We start from the raw sequence: 18,696 nt of genomic DNA on the forward strand, positions 1-18,696 counted from the left end.
CTGCCAGCAGGTGAGAAACGCGGCAAAGATAACTTTATCGGGGTGCCAATTCAAATAAAATTCAGGAAGGTATGAATGCCGAAATGCTTATTTTTGACAACAATTGCCTATGGACGACAGCATTCTTTATTACATCATCATCGGAGCGATTTATCTGATTTATAACTGGCTGAAAGCCAAAAAACAACCTGATCAAAGTCCGACTGATTATGAGCCACCGACAGGTCGGTCAGCCCCGTCACAACCGCAATCAAAACCCAGGCCGTTAACCTTTGAGGAACTTTTAAAGGAAATAACCGAAGCCAAACAGCCGGTGAATGAGCCTGTTGCAGAGTACAAACGCACAGAACCGGTTACCCAGGAGTATGTGGACTATGACGATGAGGTTGCTGATGAAGAGGAATTGGTAGAACAGGAGACTGAACGGGCTTATGATTTCAAAAAAGAATCTACCTACAAGCAATTTGAGGAGGCCAAACAACAGGCTTTCTACCGCAAATCGCTTGAGGAAACCACCCGGCTGGAAGATGTAAAGATGGATTTCGGCCGGTTTAAAGAGTTCAATAAGGCCGACCAGCGCAATTTACTTGAGGAATATACCCGGGACTTACGTGACCCCGAAGGCTTTAAAAAGGCACTTATACTCAGTGAAATCCTTAACAGAAAGCATTTTTAATAGAGAAAAGTTATTTTTTACGCTAAAACTTACATGCATCGGAGATAAACCATTATTACCTGCGCATATTTTTTGAGAGCCGCGCAATAAACATGATCTTTACAAATTGGCTAAAAGGCCTTTTTAGGGTTACTATAATTTTTTGAAGGTTATTTATAATTGCGTAACTTTTTGAACTTATTAATGAGATGGCATTATCTAAGTCACTATTAATCACGTCATTGAGTGTAGTACTATCCTTTTACCACCGTTTTCCTGATCGCTATGACTATGTTGGAGGGTGCAGTGAAATTCAGGTTACATGGAGTAAAAAGGATACCAGCGGAGGCATGAACAACGGCAGTATTGACCTGGCATTCGAAGATGACCGTTCTCAGTTTGCCGTTTATATACTTACTGCTTCCGGCAAGACCAAATTAAAATCAACTGAAATTTCGATACGAAACCTGAAACGGGGTAAGCACACAATCGTGATAACAGGCGAAAAGGAGGGTTCGGATTTCTGTCAGAAATTTTTTGAAGTGGTCATTAACTGAATTGCATGACACGACCTTTACTTTTTAAACTCTCCCTGTCTCTGCTGTTTGCCTTTACAGCATCACTACTCTACGCACAGCCAGTTTTTACCATTCAGAATAAAAAGGATGCCTGTGATGGGTTGGACAACGGTTCATTCGAGATACTGGTGTCGTCAGCTAATCCGCCACCCTTGCGGGCATTTATTTTCGGCCCGCCCGACCAGGGACCTCATAACCTGACGGTGGGAGTCCCCTTTCCAATAACGGGTTTACAGGGAACCGTTGGCGGTAAGACCTACCTTGTCATTGTACAGGATGCCGATGGCAGTTCGGTTCAATTTGTAACGATATTTTCTGTTTCCCCCGATTTATCTGCTTCACTTGCTTCAAGCACTAACAACGGTAGTTGCAGCACTCCAAATGGGTCTATTGACATCACGGTATCCGGTGGAACAGGAAGTTATTCTTACCAGTGGACAGGCCCCTCCGGTTTTGTAGATCCGGGAACACAGGATTTAAGCGGACTCGTTGGGGGAAGCTATTCGGTACTTGTTAGTGATAATGGTACAAATTGTACCCGGTCTGTCGGTCCAATCGTTATTACCGATCCTTCTCCGATTGTCCAGAATGTTACTACACCTTCACCGCAGGTTGTTTGTGCCGGTGATGATGCAACAATAGCACTTGCGGCAACCCAGGCTGCTCCGGTTACCTACCAGATTCTTGTAAACGGCTCACCCATCGGTGCACCGCAAACCAATCCTGCGGCTCCGGGACCGTTTGTTTTAACAGCAGCTTCCGGAACCTTTTCCAATGGCGATGTGCTGACCGTGCAGGCGGTCGATGGATTATGTTCCCCCGTGTTAATGAATGGCTCAGTTACTGTAAACATTCAAACGCTGTCTGTTTCCAGCGTGGTAACACCTAATTCCAGGTGCACTGCACCGTTCAACGGAGCCGTTAACCTTACCGTTACCGGTGCCATTGGCCCTTTAAGCTTTAGCTGGACAGGTCCGGGCGGGCCTTATGCAACAGAAGACTTAACCGCAATTGAACATGGAGCCTACACGGTTACTGTAACTGACCTGACAACAGGTTGCCAGACAGTTGCGGTAGTAAACGTGCCTGATGCACGGCCAACGCTATCACTTTCCAGTGTAGTTACCGACAACAGCCGGTGCGTGGCGCCCTTCAACGGGGCAATTAACCTGACGGTGTCGGGCTCGGCAGGGCCGTTTACGTTTGCGTGGACAGGCCCGGGCGGTCCGTACACGACAGAAGACTTATCGAACATCCAGGACGGCAGTTACAGTGTAACGGTAACCGATGTGCCGAGCGGATGTACAGCCGTTGCGAACATCAACGTGGGCAACACGGCACCGACCCTGACGTTAACGAGCGTAGTTACCGATAACAGCCGGTGCGTGGCGCCCTTCAACGGGGCGATTAACCTGACGGTGTCGGGCTCGGCAGGGCCGTTTACGTTTGCGTGGACAGGCCCGGGCGGACCGTACACGACAGAAGACTTATCGAACCTCCAGGACGGCAGCTACAGCGTAACCGTAACCGATGTGCCGAGCGGATGTACAGCCGTTGCGAACATCAACGTAGGCAACACGGCACCGACCCTGACGTTAACGAGCGTAGTCACCGACAACAGCCGGTGTGTTGCGCCCTTCAACGGAGCAATCAACCTGACGGTGTCGGGCTCAGCAGGACCGTTTACGTTTGCGTGGACAGGCCCGGGCGGTCCGTACACGACAGAAGACTTATCGAACATCCAGGACGGCAGCTACAGTGTAACGGTAACCGATGTGCCGAGCGGATGTACAGCCGTTGCGAACATCACCGTGGGCAACACGGCACCGACCCTGACGTTAACGAGCGTAGTCACCGACAACAGCCGGTGTGTTGCGCCCTTCAACGGGGCGATTAACCTGACGGTGTCGGGCTCGGCAGGACCATTTACGTTTGCGTGGACGGGACCCAGTGGATTTAGCTCTTCATCTGAGGATATTAATAGTCTTCAACCCGGTACATATTCAGTTGATGTTACGGATAATCCATCCGGTTGTACTGCTTCTGCCGTGATAGTTGTCAATGATATTTCAGTAACGCCATTCATCAGCAGTAGTACGGTGGTCGATAACGACCGTTGTAATGCTCCCTTTAACGGGGCAATCCTGATAACGGTGTCACCACCTGGTGCCTATTCGTACAGCTGGACGGGGCCCAGCGGATTTACTTCAACTGCCGAAGACATTACATCACTTGAGAGCGGATTATACCAGGTAACAGCTACTAACATTGTGAGTGGTTGTTTTGTCGTTCAGAGTTTCACGGTTAATAACAACGCCCCGGTTTTAACTGTAACGGCTAATGCCATCAGTGATAATTCTTCCTGTACGGCTCCGTTTAACGGTGCTATATTGATTACGGTAACGCCAGCCGGTCCTTATACATTTTCATGGACTGGTCCTTTTGGTTTTACATCTTCGTTGGAGGATATCTCTGGATTACGGGAAGGTGATTACACCGTTACAGCTACCAATACCGCTTTGAGTTGTTCGGTTGTGGCCACATTTACAGTGGGTGATAATACACCAACTATCAGCATCACCAGTCAGACAATAGTTGATAACGGGAATTGCATTGCACCCTTTAATGGTTCTATTTCAATTACAGCGGGCGGAACCGTTGGGCCATACACCTTCGATTGGACCGGTCCTTCGGGTTTTACAGGTACAGGCTCTTCAATAAGCGGATTGCAATCAGGTGATTATACAGTTACTATAACTGATCAGACGCTGAACTGCCAGGATGTTTTCGTATTAACCGTTGGCGATAACACTCCGCCAATCAATGTCACGCTTGATTCATCCGTTCCGAATACCAACTGCATTGCTCCGTTTACCGGTGCATTGAGCATCTCCGTTTCCGGTACACCGGGGCCATTTGCTTTTGCATGGAGTGGCCCGGGTGGGTTCACATCAACAGCAGAAGATATCACGGCATTGGAGAACGGTGACTATGATGTGACCGTTACCGATACCGGTTTAGGTTGTACAGCTACAGTAACATTTACTGTTGCTGATGGCCGGCCGGTTGTTACCATAACCGGGGTAACCATTGTTGCCAACTCAAATTGTGCGGCACCGTTCACTGGTTCAATAACGCAAAGCGGGGGAGGTACACCCGGCCCGTTTGATTATTCGTGGACGGGCCCGTCAGGGTTTACTTCAACGTTGCAGAATATTTCTGGTTTAGATGCCGGTGATTACACCGTAACCATAACCGACCAGGTGTTGGGTTGCCAGGGTATTTTTACACTGACTGTACCCAGCACAGCTCCGGTAATTACACTTACCCAAACAGTGGTCGGAAATACCAACTGCAATGCGCCCTTTAATGGTTCGATTGATATAACACCTGCCGGAACACCGGGGCCCTTTACATTCCTATGGTCAGGACCAAGTGGTTTTACGGCCACGACCGAAGATGTTATAAATCTGGAGGCAGGCGACTATGATGTAGAGGTTACCGATGCCTTGTTAGGATGCACAGGCTTGTTTACCATTACCGTTCCTCAGAATGCAACTACTGTAACAATCAGCTTGGTTTCAAATACACCTAACGCCAATTGCCTTGCACCATTCAATGGCGCACTGGATGTTACCATAGGTGGAACACCCGGACCATTTAATATTAACTGGTCGGGTCCTGCAGGATTCACGGCTTCAACGGAAGATATTTCAGGATTGCGTCCGGGTACTTATACACTCAATGTGCAGGATGCCCTGTTGGGCTGCACTGCATCTTCGGTGTTCACGGTTGGAAATATTGCAACCGGATGCGGGGGTCTGGGTTGCCTTGCCTTTACGGTAACCAGTGCTGAAACACGTCCTTCATGTGCTGTTCAGGATGACGGACAGATTACCTTTACCATAGCCGGTGGAACACCAAATTATATAGTTACGCTTACCGATAGTGCCGGCTTTACCGTGGCCAAGCCGGGCACTGGCCCTGATTTTACGTTCACCAATCTTTCGCCCGGTAATTATTATTACATTATTCAGGATGCTTCATTCCCGTCACCAAATGTTTGTGCCCTTCCGTATAGTTTGCCGGTTCAGACGAATGTAATTGCTTCAGCCTCAGGATTTGTGGATGCTTCCTGCTTTGGTCAGCCCACCGGTCAGGCAACGATAACAGTGCTTTCGGGTGGCACAGCGCCATTTGAATATTCTATTGATGCCGGGGTAAACTGGAATGTGTTCACCTCACCTCATCTCATTACAGATCTTCCACCTAATGGAACCTACTCAATTTTAGTGCGTGATGATGCAAGTGATCTTTGCCCGGCTTCCGTTCTGGTTACCATAAACAATCTTAATCCGCAGATTCTTCAGGATTTTTCAGTTACACAGGCAACCTGTAACAATAACGATGGTGCGATAACACTGGTTGGTGCACCATCCGGTGGTACAGGCGCTCCATACACCTACCTGCTAAACGGAATCCCTACGGTGCCATCAGGAGGAATTTTTGGGGGTTTGAGTGCGGGGTCGTATACCCTGAGTGTTGTTGATAACTCCGGGTGCCAGCGCGACTTTCCGGTAACTATTACATTCCCCGGATTCATCAGCACGTCAGCGGTTTCCATCACGCCACCCGATTGTATATCGAACGGAGCTAACGGAAGTATTTCGTTTACCATTTTTGATATCGGCACGTTTGAATTTGCCATAACAACCGATCCGCTTTATGTTCCGGTGGCCAGCGACTACCTGCCGACAGGCGGACCGTTTGTGGTTATTCCAAACCTTCCCAACGGTACGTACTTTGTATGGCTGCGGTCGGCCGGTTCACAATGTCCTACCCGGTTAGGCCCGATTGATGTAGTGGGTGTATTTACAGTAAGCTTTACCAGCCTGGCAACGGACGAAATCTGTTTTGGCGATGGCGGTACTATTGTGCTGAACAATATAACCGGTGCCTCGGGGCTTGACTATACCTATGAATTGGTTTCAGGCGGAGTACCAACCGTTAGTCCGATTACGTTCCTGGAGTCGCTGGGGCCTTATACCATCTCGGGATTAGCTCCGGGTAACTACCAAATCCGCTTGTCGCAAGACCAAACGGTATTAAATGGTTGTGTGGCAACCACAGCATTCCAGTCGTTTACAGTTGTCGGACCGGCTGCGTCACTTGGATTTCAGGCTACTGAGAATATTAAGGAATCATTTCCTGATCAGCCAACCGGATCGATGCTGGTAGTTATCCAGGAAAGCATGGAAGAACCTTATCAGCTGAAAGTTGAACTCACCGGCCCGCTGGTGGGTGGGCAGTTCTTCCTTCGCGATTTTCAGAATATGACACGCAATACCGCCAACCTGCGGATTCAGGAACAATTTATTGCCTTGTTTGCCGGAACCTATACACTTACGGTACGCGATGGACTCGGCTGTGAACGTTCCATTGACGTGGATATACCGGTTGATACCGATATATTTATTCCAAACATCTTTACGCCCAATGGCGATGGCGTGAACGATAGCTTTTTTATCCGCAACCTTCCTGAAGGCGCAAAACTTATCATTTCAAATCGCTGGGGTAAAGAAGTGTTTTCATCCAACAATTACCCCATTGCTTTTGATGATCCGAAATTGTGGAATGCCGAAGGCCAATCTGATGGGGTATATTTCTACCGTCTCCAGGCCGGTAATCAGGTGTTTACCGGTTGGGTTGAGATCGTACGTGGTATCCGTCCTTAAAGATTCTTTAAAAACTGCAACGTATCAACGTTATCGGCATATTCCCATACTTCAGGTAGCTGGGCCTTACCAAACGGTACAGCTGCGGGAGTGTTCATGCCTACTACGCACTGAATTTTATTCCGGTGTTTCTCCAAAAGTTCATTTAGTTGTGGTAGCGTACGGTAGGGCTGGTAGTAAACTGTGGCGATTGGTGAAACAATACCCTCATTATCAAACAATAATACAAAACCAGTATCGAGGAAGGGAGTTTTGTTAACCAGCGCGATTGATTTCTGGTAATCGTAATTGTTGGCGTATTTATGATGGTTTATAACTTCACGATAGGGTTCCCAACACTGAAGCAACCGTGCAAGATCAAATGACTCAGGCACTAAAAGTTTAGAAACGTTCCGGCAGCCCAGTCCGAAGTAGCTGAATACATCCTTACCGAGTGCTATGAGTTCTTCGTTGGTTTCATTGCCGGTGAGTATGGCCACAGAAGTACGGTTTTTACGGATGATGTACGGATACTTTTTAAAATAGTATTCGAAATACCGGGCGGAGTTATCGCTACCGGTGGCAATAACGGCATCAATTTTTTTTAGTGGTTCGCTTGTTAAAAGTATGCGCTGGCCGAACTGCGGCTCAATTTCGATTAACTGGCGGGTAACATACTGCATCAGGACAACGTCTTTTGAACTCAGCTTTGCAGTGATTGAGTGCCCGCTTATGAGTACACATAAAAAGTCGTGAAAGCCCACCAGGGGAATGTTGCCCGCCATAACAACACCAATATTTTTTGGGATAGTATGATCAAAATCATACTGCATAACCCACTTGGTCAGTTTATCTTTCTGTAGGAAGTATGTAATTCCCTGCACGGAGAGAGCAACGTTATCCGGAGTGAACCACGGGTTTTCCGCCTGGGCATCGCTGCCGAGCGAGGCCAGTTTTTCCGGGGAGAGTTGCCGGAGTTCATTACCGAGGCTGGCAAAGGCAGTTATCCGTTGAAGGAGATCCATTTAAAACTTTTGAAGTGGTGTGGTTGTTTAAGAACAGGTTTAAACTTTTAATTTTGAACAATTTTAGAACGCGAAAATAACCAAGTCATGGCAATTAAAATTACCGATGAATGCATTAACTGCGGAGCCTGTGAGCCGGAATGTCCAAACACGGCCATCTACGAAGGTGGCCGCGAATGGAACTGGGCTGGGGGCACCAAATTGGAGACCGTAGAGATTGACGGCAATACAATTGATGCCAAGACCATGCAGAAACCGGTTTCGGATGAATTTTATTACATCGTTTCGGGTAAGTGTACCGAGTGTACCGGGTTTCATGAAGAGCCCCAATGCGCAGCCGTGTGCCCGGTTGATTGTTGCGTGCCCGACCCCGATCACGTAGAGTCAAAAGAAGTGCTCATGGCCCGCAAAATATGGCTGCACCAGGAGGGTGTTGTGCAGAATTAATGATTGGTTATTTCATCCGCGCTCGCTTGATGAGGTAAGTTTGGAGAATTGTATTGATATCCATTCGGACATCGGCCGGTACAAAGTCAATCTTATATTGATTGCACCGCATTTTTAAGTCGTTGTAAAATTTTGCAGCCTCTTTATTATAGTGTTCGCGTACATCGGCCGGGTTTAGCTTTACCCGTTGCCCTCCTTCAAGGTCAATAAATTCAGTTGGCCTGTCTTCAAATTCAAACCGGAGTTCAGAACCATGATCCATAACATGAAAAACAATCACTTCGTGCTTGTTATGTTTAAGATGCTGGAGGGCTTTAAACAATTCTTCCGGGTTTTCCGAATCAAACATATCACTAAAGATGACTACCAGCGATCGCCTGTGAATTTTTTCGGCAACCTCGTGCAAAACCGTGGCAACGGCTGAGTGTACAGGCGGCTGGGGCTCTCTTAACAGGTTCTCAAGTGTAATAAGCAGCTTTTCGCGGTGGGTAGGGGTTGATTTAACCGGTGTAAGTGCACGGATTGAATCGGAGAAAAGGCACAGGCCTACTGCATCGCGTTGCCGGTTAAGCAGGGTGATAAGCGCTGCGGAAACAATACTACTGAACCGTATTTTGGCAAGGTTTTCGGTCGGATAAAACATGGATGGCGAGGTATCGATGGCTATCAGGCACCGCATGTTAGTTTCCTCTTCGTAGCGCTTGGTAAAAAGCCGGTCGGTGCGGGCATAAACCTTCCAGTCAATATGACGGGTACTTTCACCATCGTTGTACAGGCGGTGCTCAGCAAATTCTACCGAAAAGCCATGATAGGGTGACTTATGAAGTCCGGTAATAAAGCCTTCCACCAACTGGCGGGCTAACAGTTCCAGGCTGGTCGGCTGGTGTATATCATCCAGGTTTAGCCTCATAACACAAATAGTATGGCGTTTTTATACAGGTATAGATACCTAAAAATCCTGATCAGTTTGCAATAATTGCCCAAAATACTATCTTAACACGAGCATTACCTAACCCTAACCCTAAACCAGAAGGATTGTGGAAGAGCATAAATCGAACGGAAACGGCAGAGATGAGATTTTCTCTACCAAAGTAAAAGCCGGCAAGCGCACCTATTTTTTCGATGTAAAATCCACCCGGTCAAATGATTTTTACCTGACGATCACCGAAAGTAAAAAGCGTTTTAAGGAAGATGGTTTTACCTACGAGAAGCACAAAATCTTTCTTTACAAAGAAGATTTTAACAAGTTTATGGAGGCGCTTACCAACACGGTAAACCATGTTAAAAATGAGTTGATGCCCGGTGTTGATTTCAGCCAGTTTGATCAGGTGCATCCGGAAGAAGTAGCGGCCGGAGTGTCTAAAGCGACCGATGATGAATTGAAATGGGATTAACAGCCTGACCGGTTCAACAAGCTAATCCCGGAGTTATACTCTGGGATTTTTTGTTGCCTCATGCTTTCGGCTATCTTTGCGCCCTTAAAAAAGTCAGTATCCCGGTATGGCCTTGCAATGTGGTATTGTGGGCTTGCCAAACGTTGGCAAGTCAACCCTCTTTAATGCACTCTCGAACAACAAAGCTGAAGCAGCGAACTTTCCGTTTTGTACCATTGAGCCAAACATTGGCATCATCAGTGTTCCTGACGACCGTTTAAAAATCCTTGAAGAACTGGTTAAACCGCAACGGGTTGTACCCACCACCATTGAATTCGTAGATATTGCCGGCCTCGTAAAAGGCGCCAGTAAGGGCGAAGGACTGGGCAATCAGTTTCTGGCTAATATCCGCGAGGTTGACGCCATTGTACATGTGGTTCGCTGTTTTGAAAACGACAACATTGTGCATGTTGACGGCCGGGTAGACCCGGTAGCCGATAAGGAGATCATTGATACCGAGTTGCAATTGAAGGATTTGGAAACGGTGGAAAAGAAGATAAACCGTGTTGAGAAAATTGCGAAGAGCGGTGATGCCAAAGCGAAGAAGGAGTTTACAATCCTGCAACAGTACAAGGACGCCCTGCTATCAGGTAAAAATGCCCGTTCGGTTAAAATTTCAGATGAAGACAAGATAGCGGTTGCCGACCTTCAATTGCTAACTGCCAAACCGGTTATTTATGCTGCCAATGTAGATGAGTCTTCCGTATTAACCGGCAATACCCATGTGGAACGCCTGAAGGAACTGGTGAAAGATGAGGAGGCCGAAGTGGTGGTAATTTGTGCTGCTATTGAAGCTCAGATAGCCGAGTTAGACAATGAGGCCGACCGGCAGGTTTTTCTTAAAGAATACGGTTTGCGGGAGTCGGGCCTGACCCGGCTAATCAGGGCATCATACCACCTGCTGGACCTTATAACCTATTTTACAGCAGGCGAGAAGGAGGTACGAGCATGGACTATTAAAAGAGGCTGGAAAGCCCCCCAGGCAGCCGGGGTCATACATACCGATTTTGAAAAAGGCTTTATTAAAGCAGAAGTGATTAAACTATCTGATTATCAGAAATATAAGACCGAACAAGCATGTAAAGAAGCAGGTAAAATGGCCATTGAGGGTAAGGATTATGTGGTTCAGGATGGCGACATCATGCATTTTCGGTTTAATGTGTAAAATTTCTTACATGGCGTTTCAGCCATCCTGATTTTTTTGTTAGCTTTATAATCCGCTCATTATCAGTATTAAGCGGGGTTTGCAGTTGAAGTATTTTTTAACCCCTTTTTAATTTTTTAAAGGTGTGAGAACCAGGATTATTTTTTCGCTTAAAAACCGGGGCGCTTATGTGCCCTTCCACCATCAGTACCTGCTGGCGCAGTTTATTAAAGGGTTACTAATGTTTGGTCCGGAAAAGTCCTTTCAGTCGTTTACCCACTTTAACTTTTCAGGGCTCAAAGGGCAAACGAAAATCAGCCGGAAAGGGCTGCATTTTTACTCGGCCAAAGTAACGCTGGTCTTCTCCTGTCCCGACCAGGCTTTCCGTAACTATTTTCTTTCACAGGTATTCGGCCAGAAGGACATCATGATTGGAAGCTTGCATTTGGTACCTGATTCTGTTGAAGATGAACCGCCCGTACACATTGGTGACGAATCAAAATTTTTGTGCATTTCGCCTATTGTTCCGTTACAGGCAGGTTTTAATGATGAGCAGAGTAAGAAGTTTATCAACCCTGAGAGTGATGAATTTTCGGATTTACTTTATGATGCTACCCTAAAGCGTATGGAAGAGACCGGGCAGTTTACGGCTGAACAACTGGCTTCTTTTTATAAGTTCCAGGTTGTTCCTGATGCCGACTACTTACAGCGTATTCAGGAAGCACATAAAAAATTTGCGCGCATTTACCCATTATACGATAACGATGTGAAGTTTGAGGTACGGGGCTACACCTTTCCGTTTACCTTGTATGCAGCCCGCGAGGTGCAGCAGTTTGTGTATGAGCACGGCCTGGGTTATTTCTGCCACAAAGGCTTTGGCATGCTGGATGTTGCCCATAACGACCCTGCCCAGCGCACCACCCGGCAGGATGTGGTGTATGCGCGGTAAGCTAGCGCCTGTTTTCTCCCAGCACAAAATATCCAAGTAGTAAATCGGCCTGAGGCTGAAAGGCCCTGTAATACACAAAAATTTCATACAGGTTCTCAGTTTCGTAATGCGTCCCTTCGAAATAATAGGGGGGCAGTGTTTTGGATTTCACCGCGTATTGGTAATCGTACCAGCCCTGTCGGAGCAGGTAGTTTGCGTTATAAGCCCGCTGAGCAGTATCGTAGTGCATTTTAGTTGAGTCATCAAGTTGCCAGTCGGTAAATGCCCCGATAACATAAACCTCACCACTAACCGGTTCACTTAGCAGGGTGAAAGTAACGTTTACGTAATTGGCGGCATTTCTATTACGGAAGTCGAGGTTTTCGAGGATGTAACTTCCATTGTTGTCAGGATGCTGAGAGTAGACATCACCAGCCCGGCTTTGATCAGGCGCGATGTACGCATTTGGTGGTTTTGTTGTGCGGTCGACCCGGGCCACATTCCGACCGGGGTACAACAAGGATCGCAAATCGAAAAACCGGAATTCATTCCCTCCTCTGAAGAAATGTTCGCCACTGAAGAACCGATATTCAAGTTCGCTCTGGTTCTCCCGCAAAAAACTCGGTTTTATCTGTTCGCTCAGGTTATCCCACCGCTGGTTTTGCCTCACGGTAACATTAATGGTTTCCATCGGGTTAATTATGTGTACATTTTTGTAATTGATTTTGAAATTGATTTGCTGGTTGCGTTCAGCCAAAGTACCAGGCCCAATCAGGCTGCCTTCACGTAAAAAGGTAAACTGCGGATCGAACACCATAAACCGCCTGGTTAAAATAATATCACTCCGGTCTGACCCCCGGTACACTACCGCCACATAATTACCCGGTAGTTTCACGGGTGGTATCCGTGTATGGTAATGAACGTAAGGGATTTGCGTATCCAGTGAAAACTCAAAATCGGTAATCGGATACTCGTTATACTCAGGCATGTAGTCCAAATCGAGCAAGGCAGACTTTGTCCAGTTATAATTGCAATGAACAATGCGCAGGTAGTAATTATCGCGCTGGTCTTTAAGGTCATCAAATTCCAACACCAGATTCCAGTTTCCCATCCGGGTAACGGCCGGGTTTAATTCAGGCCGGGTGGCAAAGCCCTCCAGGTTATACAGCCTTACTGTTTTGATTTCAGGTTCATAGGCTTTGTCAGATAATTCAAGAGTTTTTTCCGGAACATCAGTACCTGAAGGTTGAACTGCAACACAGGCTGTAGCCAATAATAAAAAGAATAGAAAACGCATTGCATAAAAATAACAGCCCGGAACGCAATTTTCCGGCCCTAATCCAATTAAATCTTTACCGGTTACTTCATTAATGTTGCAGTAAATTTATTTACCGGGTGCTTCCAACCGGTTGAAGCACGCGTGTGTCTAATTATGCAAAACGGCCGAACAATCCGGATGCTCAGTGAAAGCGAGCTTGTTGAAGGGTGTCGCAACGGGGATAGAGCCTGCCAGAAGGCTTTATACGACCGTTTTTGTAAAAAAATGATGGTGGTTTGCCTTCGTTATTCCAAATCCACCATGGAAGCGGAGGACATACTTCAGGAGGGTTTCGTGCGGGTGTTTCAGGGGTTAAAGGGTTTTAGGCATGCTGCTAAACTTGAAACGTGGATGACGAGAATTATGGTGAACACGGCCCTCAACCACCATCGTAAAAAACTTTACCTCTACCCGATGGTAGACGTTCAGGAATTGGATTTACCTCAACAAGAAATAAGTCTGTCCGGACTGCAGTTTGCACAGCTAATTGACCTGATACAATCGCTGCCGCAGGGCTGCCAGGTGGTGTTTAACCTCTTTGCAATTGAGGGATACAGCCACAAAGAAATTGCTGAAATGCTTGGGATTTCGGAAGGCACATCGAAGAGCCAGTATGCCCGGGCCCGGATGTTGCTGATAAATAAATTAAATAGCGAAGGAATGTATAAACCATATGGCGAAGCGCAGGTTTGAAGAAGAATGGAAGTCGGCCTTCGAGGGTGCTGAGGCTACCCCAACGGAATCGGTGTGGCAAGGGATTGAGTTGGAGTTGGAACGGGCTTCAGGTGCAAAGGCTCGCAGGCAACTTGTTGCTTATCGTTGGTTGGCTGCGGCTTCAGTTACTGTTGCTTTGGGTATAAGTGCTTTGTATTTTCTTACCACTGACCAGCCACCTGGCCCTGCATTGACAACGAAGGAAGGTGCTGTACAAATCATCGAAGATCAAACCAAGGAGACTTCGGTCGCAGATCAACAAACTGATAGGGACCTCCGGCACAAAAAGCAGGTAAATGAGCAGCCTGGCAGGATTGCCAAAAGAAGGGAAAAAGTTTCCTTTTCAGATAACTCTGTATATTCAGATAACCCGTCATTACCCGGTATAGCAATGGGTGATACCGGCATTTCTGATAGTTGGGCTGAAAGAAAATTGCCGGTGCTATATTCCTTTAAGAATACGAAATTGACGTTTCAACAGCCTGAAGCGGTTGCTGATCCGGGCATGGTGCTCCTGGCAAAACTGGCTGATGAAGAGAAAGCACTGAATAAGAAAGAAGATAAAGGCCATAAGGATGAGCAGTTGTGGACCTCCATCGGAGTTGGTGCCGGCACGTTTAACCCTAACGCCAGTGCAGCAGCAACATCCAGTAGTTTTAATGCAACCGGTAATTCATCGGCCGGGATGAGTTACTCATTTGGTGCAGGGGTAGGCGGGCGGTTAAGTAACCGTTTTGTGCTGCAGGGCGGTATTGCATATTTAAGTCAGAGTGCATCCTATACTTCCAGTTCGTTCAGCCTGGAAGCTGCTACCGCAGTTGCTTCGCTGGATGATTACATTGACAGGCAGTCGAACCTGGTGGCTACCAGCCCGTATGAAGTTGTCAGCAACCTTCAGTTTGTTTCGGTGCCGGTACAAGCCGGTTATCTTATACTTGACGGTGATTTTGCTGTTCAGTTAAACGGTGGTATCGCTACCGATTTCTTTATTCAGAACACACTCACTCCGGATAATGATAACGTGGCTAAGGTAACGCAGAAGGCCGGGGACGAGTCTCCTTACCGCTCGGTTAATTTTAGCGGCCTTGTTGGCACGGAACTGAGTTACCGCGTAGGCAGGCATTATCGTATTGCTTTAAACCCCGGCATCCGCTATGCATTTAATTCGATATATAAACCGGATATCAGCCGCGAAATTACCCCGGTAACTTACGATGTGTCGGTGCGGTTCCGGTATATTTTTAATTGATGAATTTTTTAAACGGTTGGCTTATGACATCAATTTCAGACAAACTTATTTCGCGTGTAATTGCCCTTATTATTCTGGTAACCTTACTGGCGTTGAGTTTGGTGTTCGAGGGATGGTGATTCAGCTTGCTTCAATTTTATTGAAAAGTTCTTCCCACTCTTTGTTTAACTGCGCCAGTGTTTTTTCAGCCTTCTCAAATTGCTGCTGAACTTCGTTAAGCCTGTTAAAATTACCATACACCTCGGGCCGGGTTAGTTCGTTTTCCAGTTCCGATTTCTCTTTTGTAGCAGTTTCAATTTTTTCTTCTATCTGGCGCAACTGCCTGGTAAGTTCCTTCCGGGCATTACCCTCAGCAGGTTTATCTGCCGGCTTTTCTTTTTTTACTACAACTTCTTTTTTTGTAGTAGGAAACTGCACGTCTTCCGATTGGCGTTTTTTGTTCCAGTAATCATACTCTTCGTAAGAGCCCGGGTATTCTTTAATCTGCCTGTCTTCGATGTACCATATTTTATTGGCTACCTGGCTGATGAAATGCCGGTTGTGCGACACCACTACAAACGTACCGGCATATTGCTGCAACGCCTGGATGAGAATGTTTTCGGAAATAAAATCGAGGTGGTTGGTGGGTTCGTCCAGCAACAGAAAGTTGGCTTCCGATATTAACGTTTTAGCCAATGCCACCCGCGACTTTTCACCACCCGACAGCACTTTTATTTTTTTGAACTGATCTTCATCGGAAAACAAAAAACAGCCGAGCACATTGCGTAATTGCTGCTCAGTTTTTCCCGAACCCGCCTGTTTTAATTCTTCCAGAACCTCATTGTCAACATGCAGCGCCTCTAACTGGTGCTGGGCATAAAAGCCCTGGATGACGTTGTACCCGATGGTGCGTTCACCTTCAATGGATTCGGTGCCTGCCAGAATTCGCAGCAAAGTTGATTTACCTCTTCCGTTGGCACCAATGAGTGCAATTTTGTCTCCGCGTTCAATGCTTGCTGACGTGTTTTTTAGGATTTCGAGTTCACCGTATGATTTTGAGATAGTATTTAATGTTACGATAAACCTGCCTGGCTGCTGGTTAAAAGTAAACCTGAAGTTTACGGCCGCCACATCGCTCTCCACTTCTTCAACCAGGTCCATCCGTGCAATAGCCTTCTCTTTCGATTTTACCTGTCGCGCTTTGCTCGCCTTGGCTTTGAACCGTTCGATAAACCGCTCGGCCTGCCTGATTTTGGCCTGCTGATTTTCGAATGCGTTTTGCTGTATTTCTTCACGAAGTTCTTTTTCCTTCAGGTAAAAACTGTAGTTGCCTTCGTAGGTAATTAATTGCTGGCGGGTTACTTCAACGGTTTTCGTTATTACATTATCCAGAAAACGCCTGTCGTGCGAAACAATGATTACGGCACCTTCATAGTTTCTTAAATACTCCTCAACCCATTCAATGGAGGGCAGGTCGAGGTGGTTGGTGGGTTCATCCAGCATAAGCAGCGAGGGTTTTTCCAGCAGCAGCTTGGCCAGCATCACACGCATGCGCCATCCGCCCGAAAATTCTTTGAGCGGACGATGAAGGTCTTTGGTTGCAAAGCCGATTCCTTCAAGTACTTCCTCAGCTTTTGATTGAAGGGAATAACCGCCCAGGTGGTCGTACTTCTCCTGGATTTTGGCCAGCTTCTCCACCAAATCATCGCTGTATTCGGTTTCCAGTTTGTGGATAATGGTTTCGATTTGCCGTTCCATATCCACCACTTCTTTAAAAGCCTCCATGGCTACCGTTAAAATGGTGTCTTCGGTTTGGTAGGAGAGCAGGTCCTGGTTCAGAAACCCGATGGTGCAGTCGTTGCTTTTGCTGATGGTGCCGCTGTCGGCCCGAAGATCGCCATTGATCAGTTTCAGCAGGGTTGATTTTCCACGGCCGTTCAACCCGATAAGGCCGATTTTATCATTCGGCCGGATAAACATGTCGGCTTCTTCGTACAGGGCACGCCCGCCAATGAAATACGAAAGGTTGGTAATGGAAATCATGGCCGCAAAGATAGAATTTGAAGATGAATTCTGTTGTTCCTGTTTGTAAAGCCTGATTGTTGGGTATTTCTTGTCTCTTACCAGAGGCCCTTCGCTTTGCTCAGGACGACAATTTTTGATTTGTTTATGCTGAGTGCCGCTGCAGGTGGGATGAAGCATCTTTTAAATTCGGGGCAACACCCCTTCCATCACGGTAAAAATTTGTTGCTTACGGAAATAAGGTTTCAGTTGCCTTCCAAATCCCTTACATTCGCTTAAAACCAGTACCGATGAAAATAGTTAAAACGTTGCTTCCAACCGCCTTGCTGCTAAGTTGTGTGTTACAGTGTAACAACAAGCCGAAAGAGGAACCGATATTACCTGTTGCGAATGACGGGAGCGTGCCGGCATTAACTGAAGCCTCGAAAGATCTTCCGCTGGATAAGGTCAGGATGCCGGCCGGATTTAAAATTGAAGTATATGCCGAGGTGGATAATGCCCGTTCGATGGTGATGAGCCCCTCAGGCACCTTGTTTGTCGGTAACCGCAATGGCGATAAAGTGTATGCCGTTAAAGATACCGATGGCGATAACAAAGCCGATAAAAAATGGGTGATTACATCGGGCAAAAATATGCCCAATGGGGTGGCCTTTAAAGATGGCGACCTGTATGTTGCCGAGGTAAGCCGTATTTTAAAGTTTCCGGCTATTGAATCACGGCTTAACAATCCTCCGCAGCCGGTTATCATCAATGATAAGTATCCCGACAAAACCCATCACGGTTGGAAGTATATAGCGTTTGGTCCTGATGGGAAACTCTATGTACCCGTTGGCGCACCATGCAACATCTGCGAGTCGGATGAGATCTTTGCTACCATCACCCGCATTAATCCGGATGGAAGTGGCCGTGAAATTTTTGCGCGGGGTGTACGCAACACCGTTGGGTTTACCTGGCATCCTGAAACCAATGAAATGTGGTTTACCGATAACGGCCGCGACATGATGGGCGATGATCTGCCTCCCTGTGAACTGAATTATGCGCCCAGGGCTGGTATGAATTTCGGTTACCCGTATTGCCATGGCGGTACGATTAAAGACCCGGAATTCGGCAATAAAAAACCCTGCAGCGACTTTGTTGCACCCGCTCAGAACCTGGGACCACACACTGCGCCACTGGGTTTAAAGTTTTATACAGGCAACATGTTCCCCGCGCAATACAAAAATCAACTCTTTATTGCCGAGCACGGTTCCTGGAACCGCTCGAAAAAAATCGGGTACCGGGTAAGCCTGGTAAAAGTTCAGAACAATACCAAGGCGGTGAGCTACGAAACCTTTGCCGATGGCTGGATGGACGATGCTACTCAAAAGGTATGGGGCCGGCCGGTTGATGTGTTGGTGCTTACTGACGGCTCCATGCTCGTTTCGGATGACTATGCCAACGTGATTTACAGGATTTCTTATAAGTAGATAGTTTCAAAATCAACACCCCCT

The 18,696-nt window shown here is 47.0% G+C and carries 14 protein-coding genes; 10 read left to right on the forward strand and 4 right to left on the reverse strand.

Annotated features, from left to right (window positions below; genetic code table 11):
• Nucleotides 1-109: 109 nt before the first annotated feature.
• From HRU69_10665 to HRU69_10675, 3 genes are all read left to right on the forward strand, one after another.
• Complete coding sequence (locus HRU69_10665) at nt 110-676, forward strand: hypothetical protein (protein QOI97918.1); 567 nt, start codon at nt 110-112, stop codon at nt 674-676.
• 188 nt (nt 677-864) lie between these two features.
• A complete protein-coding gene (locus HRU69_10670; protein QOI97919.1) occupies nt 865-1,212 on the forward strand; it encodes a hypothetical protein in 348 nt (115 codons plus the stop codon).
• Between the two features lie 5 nt (nt 1,213-1,217).
• Entirely contained in the window at nt 1,218-6,968 is a 5,751-nt protein-coding gene (locus HRU69_10675) for a gliding motility-associated C-terminal domain-containing protein (GenBank protein ID QOI97920.1), read from the forward strand.
• Here HRU69_10675 and HRU69_10680 read toward each other — a convergent pair.
• Complete coding sequence (locus HRU69_10680; protein QOI97921.1) at nt 6,965-7,972, reverse strand: acyl-CoA reductase; 1,008 nt, start codon at nt 7,970-7,972, stop codon at nt 6,965-6,967. The two genes, HRU69_10675 and HRU69_10680, sit on opposite strands and share 4 nt — an antisense overlap.
• An 87-nt stretch (nt 7,973-8,059) precedes the next feature.
• Between HRU69_10680 and HRU69_10685 the strand changes: the two genes are divergently transcribed.
• On the forward strand, nt 8,060-8,419 hold the full coding sequence (locus tag HRU69_10685) for a 4Fe-4S binding protein (GenBank protein QOI97922.1): 360 nt from the start codon (nt 8,060-8,062) through the stop codon (nt 8,417-8,419).
• A gap of 7 nt (nt 8,420-8,426) precedes the next feature.
• On the opposite strand, the gene HRU69_10690 is transcribed toward HRU69_10685, so the two are convergent.
• Complete coding sequence (locus HRU69_10690; GenBank protein QOI97923.1) at nt 8,427-9,329, reverse strand: DUF58 domain-containing protein; 903 nt, start codon at nt 9,327-9,329, stop codon at nt 8,427-8,429.
• A 127-nt stretch (nt 9,330-9,456) separates the two neighbouring features.
• Here HRU69_10690 and HRU69_10695 point away from each other — a divergent pair, with 127 nt between their 5' ends.
• From HRU69_10695 to HRU69_10705, 3 genes are all read left to right on the forward strand, one after another.
• On the forward strand, nt 9,457-9,813 hold the full coding sequence (locus tag HRU69_10695) for a DUF3276 family protein (protein ID QOI97924.1): 357 nt from the start codon (nt 9,457-9,459) through the stop codon (nt 9,811-9,813).
• Between the two features lie 106 nt (nt 9,814-9,919).
• The gene (gene ychF, locus HRU69_10700) at nt 9,920-11,017 is read left to right on the forward strand and encodes a redox-regulated ATPase YchF (protein ID QOI97925.1); all 1,098 of its coding nucleotides are present in this window, start codon (nt 9,920-9,922) and stop codon (nt 11,015-11,017) included.
• Between the two features lie 124 nt (nt 11,018-11,141).
• The gene (locus HRU69_10705) at nt 11,142-11,945 is read left to right on the forward strand and encodes a CRISPR-associated protein Cas6 (GenBank protein QOI97926.1); all 804 of its coding nucleotides are present in this window, start codon (nt 11,142-11,144) and stop codon (nt 11,943-11,945) included.
• Nucleotide 11,946: 1 nt separating this feature from the next.
• Here the strand turns inward: HRU69_10705 and HRU69_10710 are convergent, their stop codons facing one another.
• The gene (locus HRU69_10710; GenBank protein ID QOI97927.1) at nt 11,947-13,221 is read right to left on the reverse strand and encodes a DUF5103 domain-containing protein; all 1,275 of its coding nucleotides are present in this window, start codon (nt 13,219-13,221) and stop codon (nt 11,947-11,949) included.
• Nucleotides 13,222-13,380: 159 nt separating this feature from the next.
• Here HRU69_10710 and HRU69_10715 point away from each other — a divergent pair, with 159 nt between their 5' ends.
• Nucleotides 13,381-13,935 (forward strand): sigma-70 family RNA polymerase sigma factor, encoded by a 555-nt coding sequence (locus HRU69_10715; GenBank protein QOI98900.1) that lies wholly within the window; start codon nt 13,381-13,383, stop codon nt 13,933-13,935.
• A complete protein-coding gene (locus HRU69_10720; protein QOI97928.1) occupies nt 13,916-15,205 on the forward strand; it encodes an outer membrane beta-barrel protein in 1,290 nt (429 codons plus the stop codon). The genes HRU69_10715 and HRU69_10720 overlap by 20 nt, the downstream gene beginning before the upstream one ends.
• A gap of 120 nt (nt 15,206-15,325) precedes the next feature.
• On the opposite strand, the gene HRU69_10725 is transcribed toward HRU69_10720, so the two are convergent.
• Nucleotides 15,326-17,227 carry an ABC-F family ATP-binding cassette domain-containing protein gene (locus tag HRU69_10725; protein ID QOI97929.1) on the reverse strand — a complete coding sequence of 634 codons (1,902 nt, stop codon included), beginning with the start codon at nt 17,225-17,227 and terminating at the stop codon, nt 15,326-15,328.
• Between the two features lie 269 nt (nt 17,228-17,496).
• Between HRU69_10725 and HRU69_10730 the strand changes: the two genes are divergently transcribed.
• Nucleotides 17,497-18,672 (forward strand): sorbosone dehydrogenase family protein, encoded by a 1,176-nt coding sequence (locus HRU69_10730; GenBank protein ID QOI97930.1) that lies wholly within the window; start codon nt 17,497-17,499, stop codon nt 18,670-18,672.
• The last annotated feature ends 24 nt before the right edge of the window (nt 18,673-18,696 follow it).

This window comes from Flammeovirgaceae bacterium (genome assembly GCA_015180985.1).
Taxonomy (GTDB): domain Bacteria; phylum Bacteroidota; class Bacteroidia; order Cytophagales; family Cyclobacteriaceae; genus UBA2336.